At 70.2% G+C, this 14363-nt stretch carries 17 protein-coding genes; 10 read left to right on the top strand and 7 right to left on the bottom strand.

The features are described 5' to 3' along the window. Window positions 1–20 precede the first annotated feature (20 nt). Genes LXT23_RS01330 through LXT23_RS01315 form a run of 4 tightly spaced genes read left to right on the top strand, consistent with a single transcriptional unit; the run spans window position 21 to window position 3204 of the window. The gene (locus tag LXT23_RS01330; protein ID WP_253978210.1) at window positions 21–1031 is read left to right on the top strand and encodes a fatty acid desaturase; all 1011 of its coding nucleotides are present in this window, start codon (window positions 21–23) and stop codon (window positions 1029–1031) included. 2 nt (window positions 1032–1033) lie between these two features. Then, window positions 1034–1762 carry a hypothetical protein gene (locus tag LXT23_RS01325; RefSeq protein WP_253978209.1) on the top strand — a complete coding sequence of 243 codons (729 nt, stop codon included), beginning with the start codon at window positions 1034–1036 and terminating at the stop codon, window positions 1760–1762. Continuing rightward, window positions 1755–2831, top strand: coding sequence for a YheT family hydrolase (locus LXT23_RS01320; protein WP_253978208.1), 1077 nt, complete (start codon window positions 1755–1757; stop codon window positions 2829–2831). The genes LXT23_RS01325 and LXT23_RS01320 overlap by 8 nt, the downstream gene beginning before the upstream one ends. Further along, a complete protein-coding gene (locus tag LXT23_RS01315; RefSeq protein ID WP_253978207.1) occupies window positions 2797–3204 on the top strand; it encodes an acyl-CoA thioesterase in 408 nt (135 codons plus the stop codon). Before LXT23_RS01320 ends, LXT23_RS01315 begins: the two co-directional genes overlap by 35 nt. Here the strand turns inward: LXT23_RS01315 and LXT23_RS01310 are convergent. Continuing rightward, window positions 3201–3647, bottom strand: a complete 447-nt coding sequence (locus tag LXT23_RS01310) for a hypothetical protein (protein ID WP_253978206.1) — start codon at window positions 3645–3647, stop codon at window positions 3201–3203. The two genes, LXT23_RS01315 and LXT23_RS01310, sit on opposite strands and share 4 nt — an antisense overlap. A gap of 144 nt (window positions 3648–3791) precedes the next feature. Here LXT23_RS01310 and LXT23_RS01305 point away from each other — a divergent pair, with 144 nt between their 5' ends. Continuing rightward, window positions 3792–4241, top strand: a complete 450-nt coding sequence (locus LXT23_RS01305; protein ID WP_253978205.1) for a GFA family protein — start codon at window positions 3792–3794, stop codon at window positions 4239–4241. A gap of 180 nt (window positions 4242–4421) precedes the next feature. Here the strand turns inward: LXT23_RS01305 and LXT23_RS01300 are convergent, their stop codons facing one another. Beyond that, a complete protein-coding gene (locus LXT23_RS01300; RefSeq protein WP_253978204.1) occupies window positions 4422–4847 on the bottom strand; it encodes a GFA family protein in 426 nt (141 codons plus the stop codon). 216 nt (window positions 4848–5063) lie between these two features. Between LXT23_RS01300 and LXT23_RS01295 the strand changes: the two genes are divergently transcribed. The 4 genes from LXT23_RS01295 to LXT23_RS01280 all read left to right on the top strand — a co-directional run bounded on the left by LXT23_RS01295 (window position 5064) and on the right by LXT23_RS01280 (window position 8203). Continuing rightward, window positions 5064–5366 (top strand): ArsR/SmtB family transcription factor, encoded by a 303-nt coding sequence (locus LXT23_RS01295; protein ID WP_253978203.1) that lies wholly within the window; start codon window positions 5064–5066, stop codon window positions 5364–5366. Further along, complete coding sequence (locus LXT23_RS01290) at window positions 5363–5833, top strand: SRPBCC family protein (RefSeq protein WP_253978202.1); 471 nt, start codon at window positions 5363–5365, stop codon at window positions 5831–5833. The genes LXT23_RS01295 and LXT23_RS01290 overlap by 4 nt, the downstream gene beginning before the upstream one ends. Before the next feature lie 17 nt (window positions 5834–5850). Beyond that, window positions 5851–6237, top strand: a complete 387-nt coding sequence (locus tag LXT23_RS01285) for a DoxX family protein (RefSeq protein WP_253978201.1) — start codon at window positions 5851–5853, stop codon at window positions 6235–6237. An 82-nt stretch (window positions 6238–6319) separates the two neighbouring features. Beyond that, complete coding sequence (locus LXT23_RS01280) at window positions 6320–8203, top strand: Vps62-related protein (RefSeq protein ID WP_253978200.1); 1884 nt, start codon at window positions 6320–6322, stop codon at window positions 8201–8203. Between the two features lie 76 nt (window positions 8204–8279). Here the strand turns inward: LXT23_RS01280 and ureG are convergent, their stop codons facing one another. From ureG to LXT23_RS01255, 5 genes are all read right to left on the bottom strand, one after another. Beyond that, window positions 8280–9014, bottom strand: a complete 735-nt coding sequence (gene ureG / locus LXT23_RS01275) for an urease accessory protein UreG (RefSeq protein ID WP_253978199.1) — start codon at window positions 9012–9014, stop codon at window positions 8280–8282. Window positions 9015–9024: 10 nt separating this feature from the next. Next, window positions 9025–9687, bottom strand: a complete 663-nt coding sequence (locus LXT23_RS01270; protein WP_253979513.1) for an urease accessory protein UreF — start codon at window positions 9685–9687, stop codon at window positions 9025–9027. Window positions 9688–9697: 10 nt separating this feature from the next. Next, window positions 9698–11413 (bottom strand): urease subunit alpha, encoded by a 1716-nt coding sequence (ureC, locus tag LXT23_RS01265; RefSeq protein ID WP_253978198.1) that lies wholly within the window; start codon window positions 11411–11413, stop codon window positions 9698–9700. Next, on the bottom strand, window positions 11410–12180 hold the full coding sequence (gene ureA / locus LXT23_RS01260) for an urease subunit gamma (RefSeq protein ID WP_253978197.1): 771 nt from the start codon (window positions 12178–12180) through the stop codon (window positions 11410–11412). The genes ureC and ureA overlap by 4 nt, the downstream gene beginning before the upstream one ends. Window positions 12181–12421: 241 nt before the next feature. Beyond that, the gene (locus tag LXT23_RS01255; RefSeq protein ID WP_253978196.1) at window positions 12422–12976 is read right to left on the bottom strand and encodes a response regulator; all 555 of its coding nucleotides are present in this window, start codon (window positions 12974–12976) and stop codon (window positions 12422–12424) included. A gap of 19 nt (window positions 12977–12995) precedes the next feature. On the opposite strand from LXT23_RS01255, the gene LXT23_RS01250 reads away from it, so the two are divergent. Then, window positions 12996–14321, top strand: a complete 1326-nt coding sequence (locus tag LXT23_RS01250; RefSeq protein ID WP_253978195.1) for a sensor histidine kinase — start codon at window positions 12996–12998, stop codon at window positions 14319–14321. Window positions 14322–14363 lie beyond the last annotated feature (42 nt).

Below are 14363 nucleotides of genomic sequence, written 5' to 3'. Positions count from 1 at the left end.
AACCCAGGACTTCTCGCAGCGTGGTCCAGGTCCTGGGGACGGTGGGCGCCTACCTGCTGCTGCTGGGGGCGAGCTACCTCTGCCTCGCGTCATCCCTGACAGGGGGGCTCGCGTTGGCGGTGCTCGCGGGCGTCGCGCTGGTCCGGGTCTTCATCCTCCAGCACGACTGCTCGCACCGCTCGCTGTTCCGCCGCCCCGCGACGAATGACCGGGTGGGGACGGTGCTGGGGCTGCTGACGCTGGCGCCCCACGCGTACTGGCGGGCCATGCACCTGGTCCACCACAGCACCAGCGGGGACCTGGAGCGGCGGGGCACGGGGGACATCGTGACGATGACCGCCGACGAGTACCGCGCGCTGAAGCCCGCCGCGCGCCTGCGCTACCGCCTGTACCGTCACCCCGCCGTCCTGCTGGGCGTGGGGCCTGTCTTCCAGTTCCTGCTGCGCTTCCGCCTGCCCGGCATCGTCGCGAAGGAGCGCAGGCCGGAGCGCCGCTCCATCGCCGTGACGAACCTGGGGCTCGTGGCCCTGCACCTCGCGTTCCTCGCCTTCGGTGACTGGCCCCGGTGGCTCGTCGTGCACCTGGTCGTCACCCAGGTGGCCGCGGGGCTCGGCATCTGGCTCTTCTTCGTCCAGCACCAGCTCGAGCAGCCCTACTGGGTGCCCCGTGCGCGGTGGTCCCTGCGGGACTCGGCGCTGAAGGGGAGCAGCTACCTGATGCTGCCACGCGTGCTCGAGTGGACCTTCGGGGCCATCAACCTGCACCACGTCCACCACCTGAGGCCCCAGGTGCCCGGCTACCTGCTGCGCGGCTACATGGAGCAGCACGGCCTGGGCGGCGAGGGCGTGCGCCTGGGCGCCCTGGAGTCGCTGCGAGCCTTCCGCCTCAAGGTCTACGACGAGGCCGCGGGCCGGATGACCGGCTTTCCCCCCACCCCACCCCGGAGCGCGAGCGCGCTCCTGACGGCCCCGTCCACCGCGCCCGCGGGCCGGATGGACGGCCTGCTCACCCTCTCCGGCGAGGAGCACTGAAAATGTCCGACTTCATCCAGGTACTCCTGGGACTCGCGCTGGGATACGTCATCTCCTCCTACATCGAGTCCTTCATGCACGAGTACGTGTCTGACGCGCGCCCCAAGGCGGTGCGCTTCTGGTCCCGCGTGCCGTGGCTGTTCCGGCCCCTCATCAACACCCACTACTCCCACCACACCATCCACCACGTGAGGACGTTCCGGAACGACCACGTCACGCAGTTCCGGAGCGAGGAGGAGAAGCAGAAGCTCACCGAGGAGCTGCTCCAGCGCGGCAAGCACGGGCGCACCATCATCCAGGGCGCCTACGCCACGAAGCTGCACGGCGAGGGCGCGTTCGTCTTCGTCTCGCCGCTCGTCATCTTCTTCCCGGTGTTCTACTTCACGCTCGAGCCCATCGGCTTCCTGGCCGGCTGCGTGACGCTCCTGCTGCCGCCCTTCATGAGCCACTTCGTCCACCCGTACCTGCACCGGCCCTTCGAAGAGGGCCAGCGCACGGCCCCCCGGTGGCTGGCATGGCTGCTGCGCACGCGCTACGGCCGCGCCATCTACCGCAACCACTTCCTGCACCACCGCTACGGCGGTGTGTCGAACTTCAACCTGGTGCTGGGCGCGGACTACGTGCGCCGCCGCACGCGCGCGCTGACGGCGAAGGACCTGGAGGTCATGGCCCGCATCGGCATGCCCCTGCCCGACGACGCGCCCGCTCCGGCCGAGGCCGTCCGTGGCTGAGCGCCCGGGCGACTTCCAGGCCCCCTGGTGGCTGCGGCACTCGCACGTGCAGACCGTCGTGCCGCACCTGGACCCGCGCCGCTACGACGTCGCCTCCGAGCACGTCCGGCACGAGCTGCCGGACGGCGACTTCGCGGACGTGCACTGGCTGAACCGCGAGGGGACGGGGCCGCTGTTCATCCTGCTGCCGGGCATGCAGGGCACCCCGAGCGCCACCTATATCCGCAGCCTGCTGTGGGAGCTGTCCCAGCGGGGCCTGCGCGCGGCCGTGCTGTGCCACCGGGGCGGCGCCGTGCCCAACCGGCGCGCGCAGTTCTACCACGCGGGCTTCACCGAGCACCTCGCGTGGCTTGTCGCCTTCCTGCACGCGCGGGAGCCGCACACGCCGCTGTACGCGGTGGGCTTCTCCCTGGGCGGCAGCATGGTGATTCGCTACCTCGCGGAGACGGGGCACGCCAGCCACCTGTCGGCCGCGGCGGCGGTGTCGCTGACGTTCTCCCTGTCCAGCACGGCCCGGCGCGCGTGCGAGGGCATCAACCAGCTCTACCAGCTCCGGGTGCTGCGCTCCTACCAGCGCGTGGCGCGGCTCAAGGCCCACCTGCCGGAGTACACCTCGCGCCTGGGCGCGCTGAAGGGGCTGCGCAGCATCCGCGACTTCGACGACGTCTTCACCGCGCCCCTGCACGGCTTCGAGGACGCCGAGGACTACTACCAGCGCTGCAGCAGCCGGCAGTTCCTCTCCCGAATCGAGACGCCCTTCCTCATCCTCAACGCCGAGGATGACCCGCTGGTGGCGCGCGACACGCTCCCCGCCGCGCGCGAGCTGCGCGAGCACGTCCGGCTGGAGCTCACGCCGCACGGTGGGCACCTGGGGTTCATGTACCGGTGGTCTTCAGGGCTTTGTTACTATCCGCCGTCCCGCCTCATCTCGTTCTTCCTTCAGGAGCAGCGCGAAGCACATGAATCTCTATCTCAGGCTGTTGTGGGTCATGGTCTCCTCGCTTTGGAAGCCGCAGATGCGCGTGGAGGCACTGGTGAGCACGCTCGAGCAGCGCGTGCTGCTCAATGACCTGGACCTGAACCTGCACATGAACAACGGCAGGTTCCTGACCATCTGTGATTTGACCCGCGTCGACCTGTTCATCCGCACGGGGCTGCTGGCGCTGATGCTGAAGAACAAGTGGGCACCCATCATCGTGCGCCACACCATGGACTACAAGAAGTCGCTCTCGCCGTTCCAGAAGTACTCGGTGTCCATGACGATTTCGCGCTGGGACGACAAGTACTTCTACGCGACGCACCAGTTCATCTCGAAGGGCAAGGTGGTGGCGGAGGGCGAGTCCACCGCCGTCATCCTCGGGCGCAAGGGCGTCATTCCTCCCGCGCAGGTGATTGAGGCCGTCAACGCCCGGCAGGGCCGCACGGAGGCCCTGCAGAGCTAGCCGGAAGACGAGGAGGAAGGCGGTATCCGCAGGCCCACCTGCTGGACCACCCAGTCGAGCACGGCCGTCTGGGACAGCTTGCTGCGCTGCGCCTGGCGCCGGAGGGTGTTGTAGACGTACGCGAGCTGGCGGACCGCTTCCTCCAGTGTGCGGTCCAACGCCTTCACCTCCTTGGGCGCGAGGATGTCTGCGAGCGTGGGGCCCCGGCCCTCATAGTAGGCGCGGGCCGCGGGCTCGAGGTCGGGCCGAAAGGTGAGGAGCACCAGGTCCATCATTCCGCCGTACGGCTCCACCCAGGGCAGGTGGTTGATGACCTTGAGGGCGCTCCCATAGCGTGGCCTGGCAAGGCGCCGCGCGGTACGCCGCAACACCGAGTCGAGCCATGGGGTGTCGAGCTCGGGCTCCATGTCGGGGTTCTGGCCCCCGCCCATACGCATTTCCATGGCGGTGTCCCCTCCGGCGACATCCTCGACCCAGGCAGTCTACATGGAGGCGCCTGCCCCGCGGCGGACAAACCTGACATAAGGCTGTCACGGACAGGGCGGATAAGGGGTGCGTTGCCTCAACGCGGCACCGGAGAGCCCACCATGACCCAGACCGACGCTTCGAAGACGACCGCTGGCCAGAGCGGCCTGCGCACCTACCACGGCAACTGCCTGTGCGGCGCCGTGGCCTACGAGGCCACCGTGGACCTGGCCGGCGCCAGCCGCTGCAACTGCTCCATCTGCACGAAGTACGGCGGGGCGGGCGTCACCCTGAAGCCCTCCGCCTTCCGGCTGGTGAAGGGCCAGGAGCACCTGAGCGAGTACCGGCGCGGAGACAGCCCGAACTACCGCGCCTTCTGCAAGCACTGCGGCGTGCTGTGCTTCGGAGCGGGCGACGTGCCCTCGCTGGGCGGCGAGTTCGTCTCCATCAACGTCAACGCGCTGGAGGACGTGGACCCGGGCCTGCTCACCTACGGGTACTGGGACGGGCGGCACGACAACTGGATGGCGGGCACCCGCCCCACGCCGTGGCCCATCCGCGCGGAGGCCTGAGCCGGAGCGCTACACGCCGCCCGCGGCGGCCCGGACCGCCGCGCGGCCGGAGAAGCTGCGGCCGCCCGGGAAGGTGCCCTCCAGCGCGTGGTAGCCGTGCACGCCGCCGCCGAAGCGCCTGCTGCCTGACCGCCCTGGCGCTGCTGCCTTCCGAAGGCCGGGCCCCTGGACCTCTCGCAGTCACATGAGGCGCGTGTCGGCCGGCGCCTTGCTGTACTCGTCGTGGCGCCCATCGACATAGGTGATGGAGCTGGCGAGCTGGTCGATGTCGCCCTCGATATCGTCGAGCGCGGAGATGGCTACGGCATAGAAGGTGCCGCCGAGGTCTTCCTGCTCTCCCCGGGCAAATGCGCGAATGCCGCAGGTCTTGCAGAACCGGTAGTGGAGATGGACCTTGGGGCCACCGGGCGGGGTCCAGCTGTAATCAGCCAGGTGGTCCTCGCCTTTCTGGATGGTCAGTTCATCGGCTTTCACAATCGCGAACCAGGCCCGCGCCTTCGTGCAGATGGAGCAGTTGCAGCGACGCGTTCCCTGCGCGAGGTCGAGCTCCGCCGTGAAGGCAACTGCGCCGCAGTGACAGGAGCCGTGAAAGGTCTTCTTCGCCATCGCGTGTCCTCTGAGTTTTGCCTGCACGCGGTCCGTTGAATCAGGACTCTCCATCCATGGGAATCCTGAAAACATCCCCACGACTTGAACCTGACGTCCCCGATGGGACGCGAGCGGCGGTCACGGTGCGGGCGTGCACCTCTTTCTTCTCTCCGCTTGACAGGTAAGCACCTCCTTACGCATTATTGGCGCACGATGATGCACACGGAGCCCGGGGTGTTCGGAGCAATCAGCCATCCGGCGCGGCGCCGCATGCTCGACCTGTTGGTCGACGGCGACCGCCCGGTGAACTCCATCGCCGAGAACTTCGAGATGAGCCGCCCGGCGGTGTCCCAGCACCTGCGCGTGCTGCTCGATGCGGGCCTCGTCACCGAGCAACGGCATGGCAGGGAGCGGCGGTACCGCCTCGTGCCGGAGCGACTGGAGCCGGTGCGCGACTGGATTGCTCACTACGAGCGGTTCTGGGACGACAACTTCACCCGCCTGCGGCGGCACCTCGACAAGGGCAACGAGCAATGACGACGAAGACAATCCGACGGGAGCTGAAGTTCACCCAGTCGCCCGCCACGGTGTGGCGCGCGCTCGCGAACAGCGAGGCGCTCGCCGACTGGATGTACCCGAACGACTTCGAGCCACGCGTCGGGCATCGCTTCACGTTCCGCGTGCCTCCGGACCCGCGGGCCAGATTCGATGGACTCGTCGTGCACTGCGAGGTGCTCCGGTGCGCTCCTCCGTCCGAGCTCGAGTTCACGTGGGTCGTTGGCGACGGCTGGCTGGATACGCGCGTCCGCTACCGCCTCGAAGCCGATGGCGATGGCACGCGCGTGCACTTCGAGCACTCCGGCTTCAAGGAGGACCAGGCGTTCCACGGCGCCGAGTACGGCTGGAAGATGATGCACGGAAAGCTCGCCAAGGCGCTCGAGAAGGCGTCGGGCGGCGCTGCTCCGCCTTCTCCCGACAATGACAACCCGGCCCTCAAGGCCTGACCACGGAGTCACCCCATATGAACATCGTCTTCTGGATTCTTCAGGCCGTCCTCGCGCTGCTGTTCGTCGCAGGTGGGTTCTACAAGGCGTTCTCGTTCCAGCAGCTCGCGAGCCAGTTCAACGAGGTCCCCCACGCGGCCTGGCGGGCGCTCGGCTTCCTCGAGATTGCCGGTGGCGTGCTGCTGATTGTTCCGGCGGCGTTGAAGTGGATGCCCAATCTCACCGCGCACGCGGCCGCGGTGCTCACGCTCGAGACGTTCGCGCTCGCCGCGCTGTACGCGAGTCATTCGACGAAGATTGCGCCCGAGAACCCGATGACCTGGGCGCTCGTGATGGGGGTGCTGCTCGCCTTCGTGGCGTACGGCCGCTACGTCCTCAAGCCGGTGGTGGCAGTCACCACGTGACGGAAGGAGGCGCGCCCCACCTGTCCCGTCGCGCACATCCCGGGCATCCTGCGCGCTCACGCTGGAACACGAAGGGGCCCGTATGCGAACTGGACGTCTCATTTCCTCACGCACGCTCGCGCTGCTGTCGCTCGCGGCGAGCGCGGTGGGTTGTGGCGGCACGATGGACCTGACGGACCCTGGTGACCTCCGCGACGAGGACCGCGCCCTGGAGGCGGGGCTCCAGGGCAACAGCGTGTATGGCCGCTGGCTCGGCTCCGGGGGACGGAACCCCGCGCATGCGGGCAACCGGACGTTCTTCGTGGACCACACGGGCCCGACGGCCACGGTGACCTTCACCCTCACCGCCTCCGTGGACGCGTACCTCTACCTGCTCGACGCGAGTGGCAACGTGCTCGCGCAGGACGATGACAGCGCCGGAAACCTCAACTCGCGCCTGTCCGTGTCCCTGGTGCCGGGGACGTACAAGCTCGTCGCGGCGACGTACGCCGCCGGGCAGGTCGCGGACTTCACGCTGGCGTCCGACAAGGTGCCCCTGCGCTTCGCCCAGCGCCTGCACGTGAAGCCCGTGAACACGTTCCAATGGGTCTACGACGACAGTGGCACCGGGGCCTCGTCCGATGTCTCCATCTGGCGTCCCAACCTCAGCCAGTCCCCGGGCTATTACTCCCTGGGCGACGTCGCCATGCCCAACGGCGGGGGTGGGCCCGCCCCCATGACGGCGCTCGTGGTGCAGGGGGACGGCGACCTGCTGGCGCGGCCCGCGGACTACACCTGGGTGTGGAGTGATTGGGGCTCGGGCGGGACGCACGACGGCTCCTTCTGGGAGCCGGTGGCACCCGCGGGCTACACCTGCCTGGGCTCGGTGGCGGTGCTGGGCTACGGCAAGCCCTCGACCGAGCTCATCCGCTGCCTCAAGAGCGAGTACGTGCTCGCGGCCACTCCCGCCGGCGTGTGGAACGATAGCGGCTCCGGCGCGGACCACGACGTGGGCCTCTGGCAGGCGAAGCCCCTGGACCATCGCGGGCTGACCGCGTCCACCTTCGTCGCGCGGCCGAGCCACTCGGACACCGGCGGCAGTCGGTACTGGGCCCTCAACAAGAGCGCGACGGCCAACCCGGAGCTGAAGGGGCTGCCGGTGAGCGCCGAGACGGCCGCGGCCTTTGCCCCTCGGGTGTGGCTGCACCCGAACGAGTCCTACTTCCCGTCATCCACCGAGCTCCACCTCGCCAACGTGCACGCGGACGGAGACTTCCTGGTGACGAATCAGGCGCTGGGCTGTGATTCGTGCACGGACCCGCAGTTCCTGGACGGACAGCGGCCAAACCAGGCGCCCGTGCCTGTCTATGCGGAAATCATCACCCGGACCGTGAATGGCGCGCCGACGAGCACCACCGACGTGGTGTATTGGATGTTCTACCCCTACAATAATGGCAAGCGCGTGTGCATTGGCTGGTACTCGCCCTGGGGCTGCGTGGGGGGCTACTCCACCTTTGGCAACCACGTGGGAGACTGGGAGCACGCGACGGTGCGCTTCGTGGAGGGACGTCCGGCACAGGTCTATCTGAGCCAGCATGCCAGCGGGCAGACCTTCACCTTCGGAGACAAGGCCCTGGGACTGACAGGCTGGCGCCCGGAGCTCTACTCGGCGCTGGGCTCGCATGGCGTCTATGCGGACGCGGCCCGGCACATCTACCGGAACCTGCCCAACGGGGACTTCCTGGCTGACGACACCGGCCGCGGCATGGCCTGGGACACGTGGGCCGCGCTGGTGCCCTTCGACTGGCAGGCGGCGGGCACCTTCGGCGGAAGCCTTTCCTGGCTGAACATCACCCGCCGCTGGGGCAACCCCAAGTCGGGCTGTGACATCTCCGAGCCCATCGCCGGTGAGTGCGTGCTCAATGATGGGCCAACCGGGCCCATGTCGAAGAGCGCGTCCCGGCCGGACTTCCTGCCGCTCGACTGAGGGGGCCGTCCCACCACGGCGGGAGAGGCCCGGGCCGGTGCGGCCGGCTCTCTCATGGACCCCTGCCCGGGGCCACTCAGGACGCGCGGGCGCCGGTGCGCTGCCTCCACGCGCCGAGCAGGTGCTCCACCACCGCGTCCAGGCCCACGCCCTTCGTCACCTGGGTGAAGACGAAGGGCCCGTCTCCGCGCATCTTCTTCGCGTCGCGCTCCATGACGCCCAGGTCCGCGCCCACGTGTGGGGCCAGGTCCGTCTTGTTGATGATGAGCAGGTCCGACTGGGTGATTCCGGGCCCGCCCTTGCGCGGCACCTTGTCCCCGCCGGCCACGTCGATGACGTAGACGGTGTAGTCCGCCAGCTCGCGGCTGTACTGCGCGGCCAGGTTGTCGCCGCCGCTCTCCACGATGAGCAGCTCCGGCCCCAGCTCCTCCATGAGCTGCTCGAGCGCCATCAGGTTGTGGCTGATATCCTCTCGGATGGCCGCGTGGGGGCAGCCGCCCGTCTCCACTGCCTTGATGCGCTCGGGGGACAGCGCCTGGTTGCGCACCAGGAACTCGGCGTCCTCCTTGGTGAAGATGTCGTTGGTCACCACGCCCAGCCGGACGCGGTCTCGCAGCTTGCGGCACAGCGCCAGCACCAGCGCCGTCTTCCCGCTGCCCACCGGCCCGCCGATGCCGATGGTGAAGGCGCGCGCCTTGTAGTCGCGCTGCTGGGGCTCCTCGCGCTCGTGGAAGTGCCCGGGGTGGTCCCACTCCTCGTGCTCATGGTCGTGGTCGTCGTCATGGCCGTGGCCACGGTGGTCGTCGTGCATGCGCGTCACCTCAGGACAGGAAGAGTCTCGAATAGAGCCGGTCGTGCGTGGAGCTGAGCAGGTCCAACAGGGGAGAGGGCTGCGCCAGCGCGTCCACGCCCAGGCCGGCGCACTGCTCCAGGACGGCGTCCAGCAGGGGCGTGGCCTGGTGCTGGAGCTGGTGCGACTCGTGCGTGCCGACGATGCCCAGCCGCACCGCGGCCGACAGCGTGCCCCTCAGCGTGAGGGACAGGAAGAGCTGCTGCGCGTCCGGCAGCGCCACGTCCAGGGCGCGCAGCACGGCGCCGAACAGGGGGGCATGGTGGAAGCGCAGCCCGTCCGCCCGGGCGGCCTCGCGCAAAGGCGTCACCGGCCCGGGGAAGATGCGCGCGCAGGTGTCCAGGAAGGCACGGCCCTGGGTGCGGCTGGCGCGGTTGGCCACGTGGTTGGAGAGGAACGCCTCCGTGCGCGCGTCCAGCACGGGCAGGGAGGAGGGCTCGCGGTGCGCCGCGCCCACCAGCGGCAGCCCGCCGTGGCCCGCCTGCCACAGCAGCTCGCGCACGAAGCGCCGCAGCTCCGCGGCGCCGCGCACCTCGCCCTGCTGCACCGCCGCCTCCAGCCCACCCGAGTGCGCGAAGCCCCCGGTGGGAAAGGCCGAGTCCGCCAGCTGGAGCACCTTCCACGTGGAGCCCATCGTCATCGCCTCAGAACAGCGAGTAGAGCTGGGCCAGGGGGAGCCGGCTCGCGGGCTCGCAGCGCAGCAGCTCACCGTCGGCGCGGACCTCGTATGTCTCCGGGTCCACGGTGATGACGGGCATCGCGTCGTTGAGCCGCATGTCCGCCTTGCCCAGCCCCCGGCACCGGCTCACCGCCGACAGCCGCTTGGTGAGCCCCAGGTCTCGCAACGTCCCCTCCGCCAGCGCGCGCCCGGAGACGAACGCGAGGCTGGTGGCCCCGAGCGCCCGGCCCCTGGCGCCGAACATGGGGCGCATGAGGTACGGCTGCGGCGTGGGGATGGACGCGTTGGCGTCGCCCATCTGCCCCCAGGCGATGAAGCCGCCCTTGATGACCAGCTCGGGGCGCAGGCCGAAGAAGGCCGGGCGCCACAGCACCAGGTCCGCCAGCTTGCCCACCTCCACCGAGCCCACTTCGTGCGACAGCCCGTGGGCGATGGCGGGGTTGATGGTGTACTTCGCCACGTAGCGGCGGATGCGGAGGTTGTCGTTGTCCCCGCGCTCCTCGCGCAGCCGCCCGCGCTGCTCGCGCAGCTTGTGTGCCGTCTGCCACGTGCGGCAGATGACCTCGCCCACCCGGCCCATGGCCTGGCTGTCCGAGGACATGATGCTGATGGCGCCCAGGTCGTGAAGGATGTCCTCCGCGGCGATGGTCTCCCCGCGGATGCGGCTCTCCGCGAAGGCCACGTCCTCGGGAATCTCCCGGTCCAGGTGGTGACACACCATGAGCATGTCCAGGTGCTCATCCAGCGTGTTCACCGTGTACGGGCGCGTGGGGTTGGTGGAGCTGGGCAGGACATTCGCCTCACCGCACACGCGGATGATGTCCGGCGCATGCCCGCCGCCCGCGCCCTCCGAGTGGTACGTGTGGATGGTGCGGCCCTTGAACGCCGCCAGCGAGTCGTCCACGTAGCCGGACTCGTTCAGCGTGTCCGTGTGGATGGTGACCTGGACGTCCTCGCCCTCGGCCACGGTGAGGCAGGTGTCGATGGCGGCCGGCGTGGTGCCCCAGTCCTCGTGCAGCTTCAGGCCGATGGCGCCCGCGCGAATCTGGTCGAGCAGCCCGTGCGGCAGGGACGTGTTGCCCTTGCCCGTGAGGCCGATGTTGAGCGGAAGCGTGTCCGTGGCCTGGAGCATCCGCTGGAGGTTCCACGCGCCCGGCGTACACGTGGTGGCCTTGGTGCCCGTGGCCGGGCCGGTGCCGCCGCCCACCCACGTGGTGATTCCGCTGGCCAGCGCCTCGTCCGCCTGCTGCGGGCAGATGAAGTGGATGTGCGTGTCCAGCCCGCCCGCGGTGACGATGAGCCCCTCGCCGGCAATGGCTTCCGTGGTGACGCCCACCACCATGCCGGGGGTGACGCCGGCCATGACGTCCGGGTTGCCCGCCTTGCCGATGCCGGCGATGCGCCCGTGCTTGATGCCGATGTCCGCCTTGTAGATGCCCGTCCAGTCGAGGATGAGCGCGTTGGTGATGACGCAGTCGAGCGCCTGGGCGTCGCCCACGCCGGCCTGCTGGCCCATGCCCTCGCGCAGCACCTTGCCGCCGCCGAACTTGCACTCGTCACCGTAGACGGTGGCGTCGCGCTCCACCTCGGCCCACAGCCCCGTGTCGCCCAGCCGCACCCGGTCGCCCGTGGTGGGGCCGAACATGTCCGCGTAGTGGCGGCGGTCCATCTTCCGGCTCATGAGCCCTCCTCCTCGTGACCGAAGCCCTGCGCCCGCACCGCCTCCATGGCGCGCGCGAGCCCCTCGGGTGACACCTTCCCGCTGCCCAGCGCGTTGCCGCCGCGCACCACCTGCTCCCCGGCGATGGCGACCAGCTGCACCGTCTTGCGCTCCCCCGGCTCGAAGCGCACCGCCGTGCCGGCGGGGATGTCCAGGCGCTTGCCGTAGGCCTTCGCCCGGTCGAACACCAGCGCGCGGTTCGTCTCGAAGAAGGGGTAGTGGCTGCCCACCTGGATGGGCCGGTCTCCCCGGTGCGTCACCCGGAGGGACACGGTGTCGCGGCCCTCGTTGAGCAGCACCTCGCCCGGCTGCACGCGCACCTCGCCCGGCGGGCCCTCTTGCGTGGGCGCGGGCTTGCTGAAGCGCTCCAGCGGGGGCACCGGGAGGAAGCTGCCGTACAGCGCCAGCTCCAGGTCTCCGTGCTCGGCCACCACCGGGTGGTGCACCGTCACCAGCTTGGAGCCGTCCGGGAAGGTGCCCTCCACCTGCACCTCCGCCAGCAGCTCCGGCACGCCCTCCATCACCTGCGCGCGGCCCAGGAGGCGGCGGCCCAGGTCCATCAGCTCGGCCACGCCCCGGCCGTCGCGGATGAACTCCAAGAGCTGCGTGGCGATGAGCGCCACCGCCTCCGGGTAGTTGAGCCGCACCCCTCGCGCGAGGCGCTTCTGCGCGAGGAAGCCGGCCTGGTGTAGCAGCAGCTTGTCGACGTCTCGGGGAGCGAGGTGCACACCCATACGCTAGCGCGCCGCGTCAAGCGCTGCCAGGGTGAGCCGGGATTCATGTTCAGCACCTGGAGGCGACGGCAGGGAGCGTGCCTTCGTCGTGGCTGTTGCCCCCAGGGCTACCCCGCTGTGCCCGTGTTGCCTCCCAGCCCACAGGCGCGGGGCGTGGGCGCTCGGCCATGAGGCCAGCACGTTCCTGGTATGGCGCTTGAAGTGGGGACGCAGGGCCATGACGGGCCGCGCGACTTCACTTCCGGGCGTTGAGGATGTGCTGGAGGAGCTGGCGGGAGATGCGCAGCAGCTTCGCCGCGCCGCGCACGCTGCCCTGGGACTTCGCCAGGGCCTCGTCCACCAGGGTGGCGCGGACGACGCTCTCCAGGTCACGCAGCGGCACCTGCCCGGTGCTGGCCCGCAGCGCGTGTATCAGGTCCGGCGGGCGCGACAGCGTCTCCTGCCACACCGCCTCCAGCCTCGCGAGGTCCAGCGGCTTGGGGACGAAGGCCCGGACGCCTCCGGCCGCCAGCCGGAAGGCCTGCTCCGCGGTGGCGCTGCCGCTGATGGCGATGACATGCGGCAGCGGCTCCACCGCCTGCAGGTCCACCAGGAGGCTGTCGCTGGTTCCGTCCGGCAGGCTGACGTCCAGGATGACGGCGTCCGGCGGCTCGTCGCGCAGCAGCTGGCGCGCGCTGGCCAGGGTGGGGGCATGCGAGATGCGCTCGGCGCGAGAGCGCAGCGCGTCCTCCAGCACGCGCGCCAGGCTCTCCGAGTCCTCCACCAGCAGAAGATGTCGAACTCTTTCCACGCCTCACAGGCTACCACCCATGTCCAGACCCGAACCGCCGGCCTCGCCCGAGGCGATTGCCCGGCGGGTGCTGACCGACGCCTCCAACGAGGGCGAGGCGCTGGTGAGCGCGGCCCGCATCGTGTTCTGCGCGCTCATCCTGGCGCGGTTCCTCGCGCTGGGCGGCATCCACGCGGAGGGCGGTGTCCCGGCGGCGCTGCTGCAGCTGCCCGTGCTGCTGGTGGGCATCCTCGCGTCGGGGCTCGCGCTGGGGGCCGCGCGGCGGCGCCAGTTCGGTCCCCGGCTGCTGGTCGCCTCCGCCGTGCTGGACGCGGTGTTCGCCCATGCCTCGCTGCTGTCCACGCTGCTCTGGCATGGCCCGCACTACACGGGCCTGTTGCGAATGCCGGACCCGGCCGCCGCCATCGCGGTCATCTTCATCACCGCGCTGCGGCTGTCCCCGCGCGCGGCCTGGGTGGGCACGGCCACCAACCTGCTGCTGATGGTGGGGCTCGCCGTGCTGGACCTGCGCCTCAATGCCCGCCACGTCACCTATGGCGCGTCCGAGGTGGCGCTGCTCCTCATCTTCATGGGCAGCGCGGGCGCGGTGGCCACCCTGGCCTGCGGGGTCGCCCGGCGGCTGGTGCTCCAGGCCGGTTGTGAGAGCGCACGCGGGGAGCGGACCCGCAGGCACCTGGGTCAGCTGCTGCGGGAGCACCACGACGTGCGGACGCTCCTGTCCGCGGCGCGGCTGCGCACGGACCTCATCCTCCGTGAGCCAGGGAGCCCCGCGTGTGCACGGCATGCCCAGGCGCTCACGACGGACCTGCGCGAGCTGGAGGAGTTCGTGGCCAGCGTGAAGTCGCGCGCACTGGGTGAGCTGGCGATGGCGGGTGCGGCCGAGTCGGTGGACGTCGTCTCCACGCTGCGCCATGTGGCGGACGTGGTCCAGACGCGCTTCTCCCACGTGCGCATCGTCGTCGGGGCGGAGTCGCCGGGCGGACGGGAGGGCCTGCTCGCCCGTGTCGTCGGCGGAGAGCGGGGCCTGGCCCACGTGGTGACCAACCTGCTGGTGAATGCCTGCGAGGGGGACGGACGGCGCGGGGCGAGCACCGTCCGGGCGAGCGTGGAGCCCGGCGTGGACCTTGGGCAGGTGCTGCTGCGCGTGAGCGACGACGGCCCCGGCTTCAGGGCGGAGCTGCTGGACGGAGCGAGGCCCCGCGCCGTCACGACGAAGCCGGGCGGGTCCGGACTGGGGATGATGCTCGTGGGCGGGCTCGTCGAGGCGAGCGGAGGGACGCTGCATGCGTCCAGCCTGCCCGGAGGCGGAGCCCGGGTGGAGGTGCTGCTGCCCGCTGGCGGCTGAGGCAGCACGCGCGGCACTCGCGCCGCTCCATGACACTGCCCT

This window comes from Pyxidicoccus xibeiensis (assembly GCF_024198175.1).
Lineage (GTDB): Bacteria > Myxococcota > Myxococcia > Myxococcales > Myxococcaceae > Myxococcus > Myxococcus xibeiensis.
Note: the sequence above shows the minus strand (reverse complement) of the source record. Positions and strands in the feature narration are given on the sequence as shown.

What these genes read in the sequence shown, in the direction of transcription:
- LXT23_RS01325 (WP_253978209.1), top strand. Translation starts at nt 1,034, where the DNA reads ATGTCCGACTTCATCCAGGTACTCCTGGGACTCGCGCTGGGATACGTC.
- LXT23_RS01310 (WP_253978206.1), bottom strand. Translation starts at nt 3,647, where the DNA reads ATGGAAATGCGTATGGGCGGGGGCCAGAACCCCGACATGGAGCCCGAG.
- LXT23_RS01305 (WP_253978205.1), top strand. Translation starts at nt 3,792, where the DNA reads ATGACCCAGACCGACGCTTCGAAGACGACCGCTGGCCAGAGCGGCCTG.
- LXT23_RS01300 (WP_253978204.1), bottom strand. Translation starts at nt 4,847, where the DNA reads ATGGCGAAGAAGACCTTTCACGGCTCCTGTCACTGCGGCGCAGTTGCC.
- LXT23_RS01290 (WP_253978202.1), top strand. Translation starts at nt 5,363, where the DNA reads ATGACGACGAAGACAATCCGACGGGAGCTGAAGTTCACCCAGTCGCCC.
- LXT23_RS01285 (WP_253978201.1), top strand. Translation starts at nt 5,851, where the DNA reads ATGAACATCGTCTTCTGGATTCTTCAGGCCGTCCTCGCGCTGCTGTTC.
- LXT23_RS01280 (WP_253978200.1), top strand. Translation starts at nt 6,320, where the DNA reads ATGCGAACTGGACGTCTCATTTCCTCACGCACGCTCGCGCTGCTGTCG.
- ureG (WP_253978199.1), bottom strand. Translation starts at nt 9,014, where the DNA reads ATGCACGACGACCACCGTGGCCACGGCCATGACGACGACCACGACCAT.
- LXT23_RS01270 (WP_253979513.1), bottom strand. Translation starts at nt 9,687, where the DNA reads ATGGGCTCCACGTGGAAGGTGCTCCAGCTGGCGGACTCGGCCTTTCCC.
- ureC (WP_253978198.1), bottom strand. Translation starts at nt 11,413, where the DNA reads ATGAGCCGGAAGATGGACCGCCGCCACTACGCGGACATGTTCGGCCCC.
- LXT23_RS01250 (WP_253978195.1), top strand. Translation starts at nt 12,996, where the DNA reads ATGTCCAGACCCGAACCGCCGGCCTCGCCCGAGGCGATTGCCCGGCGG.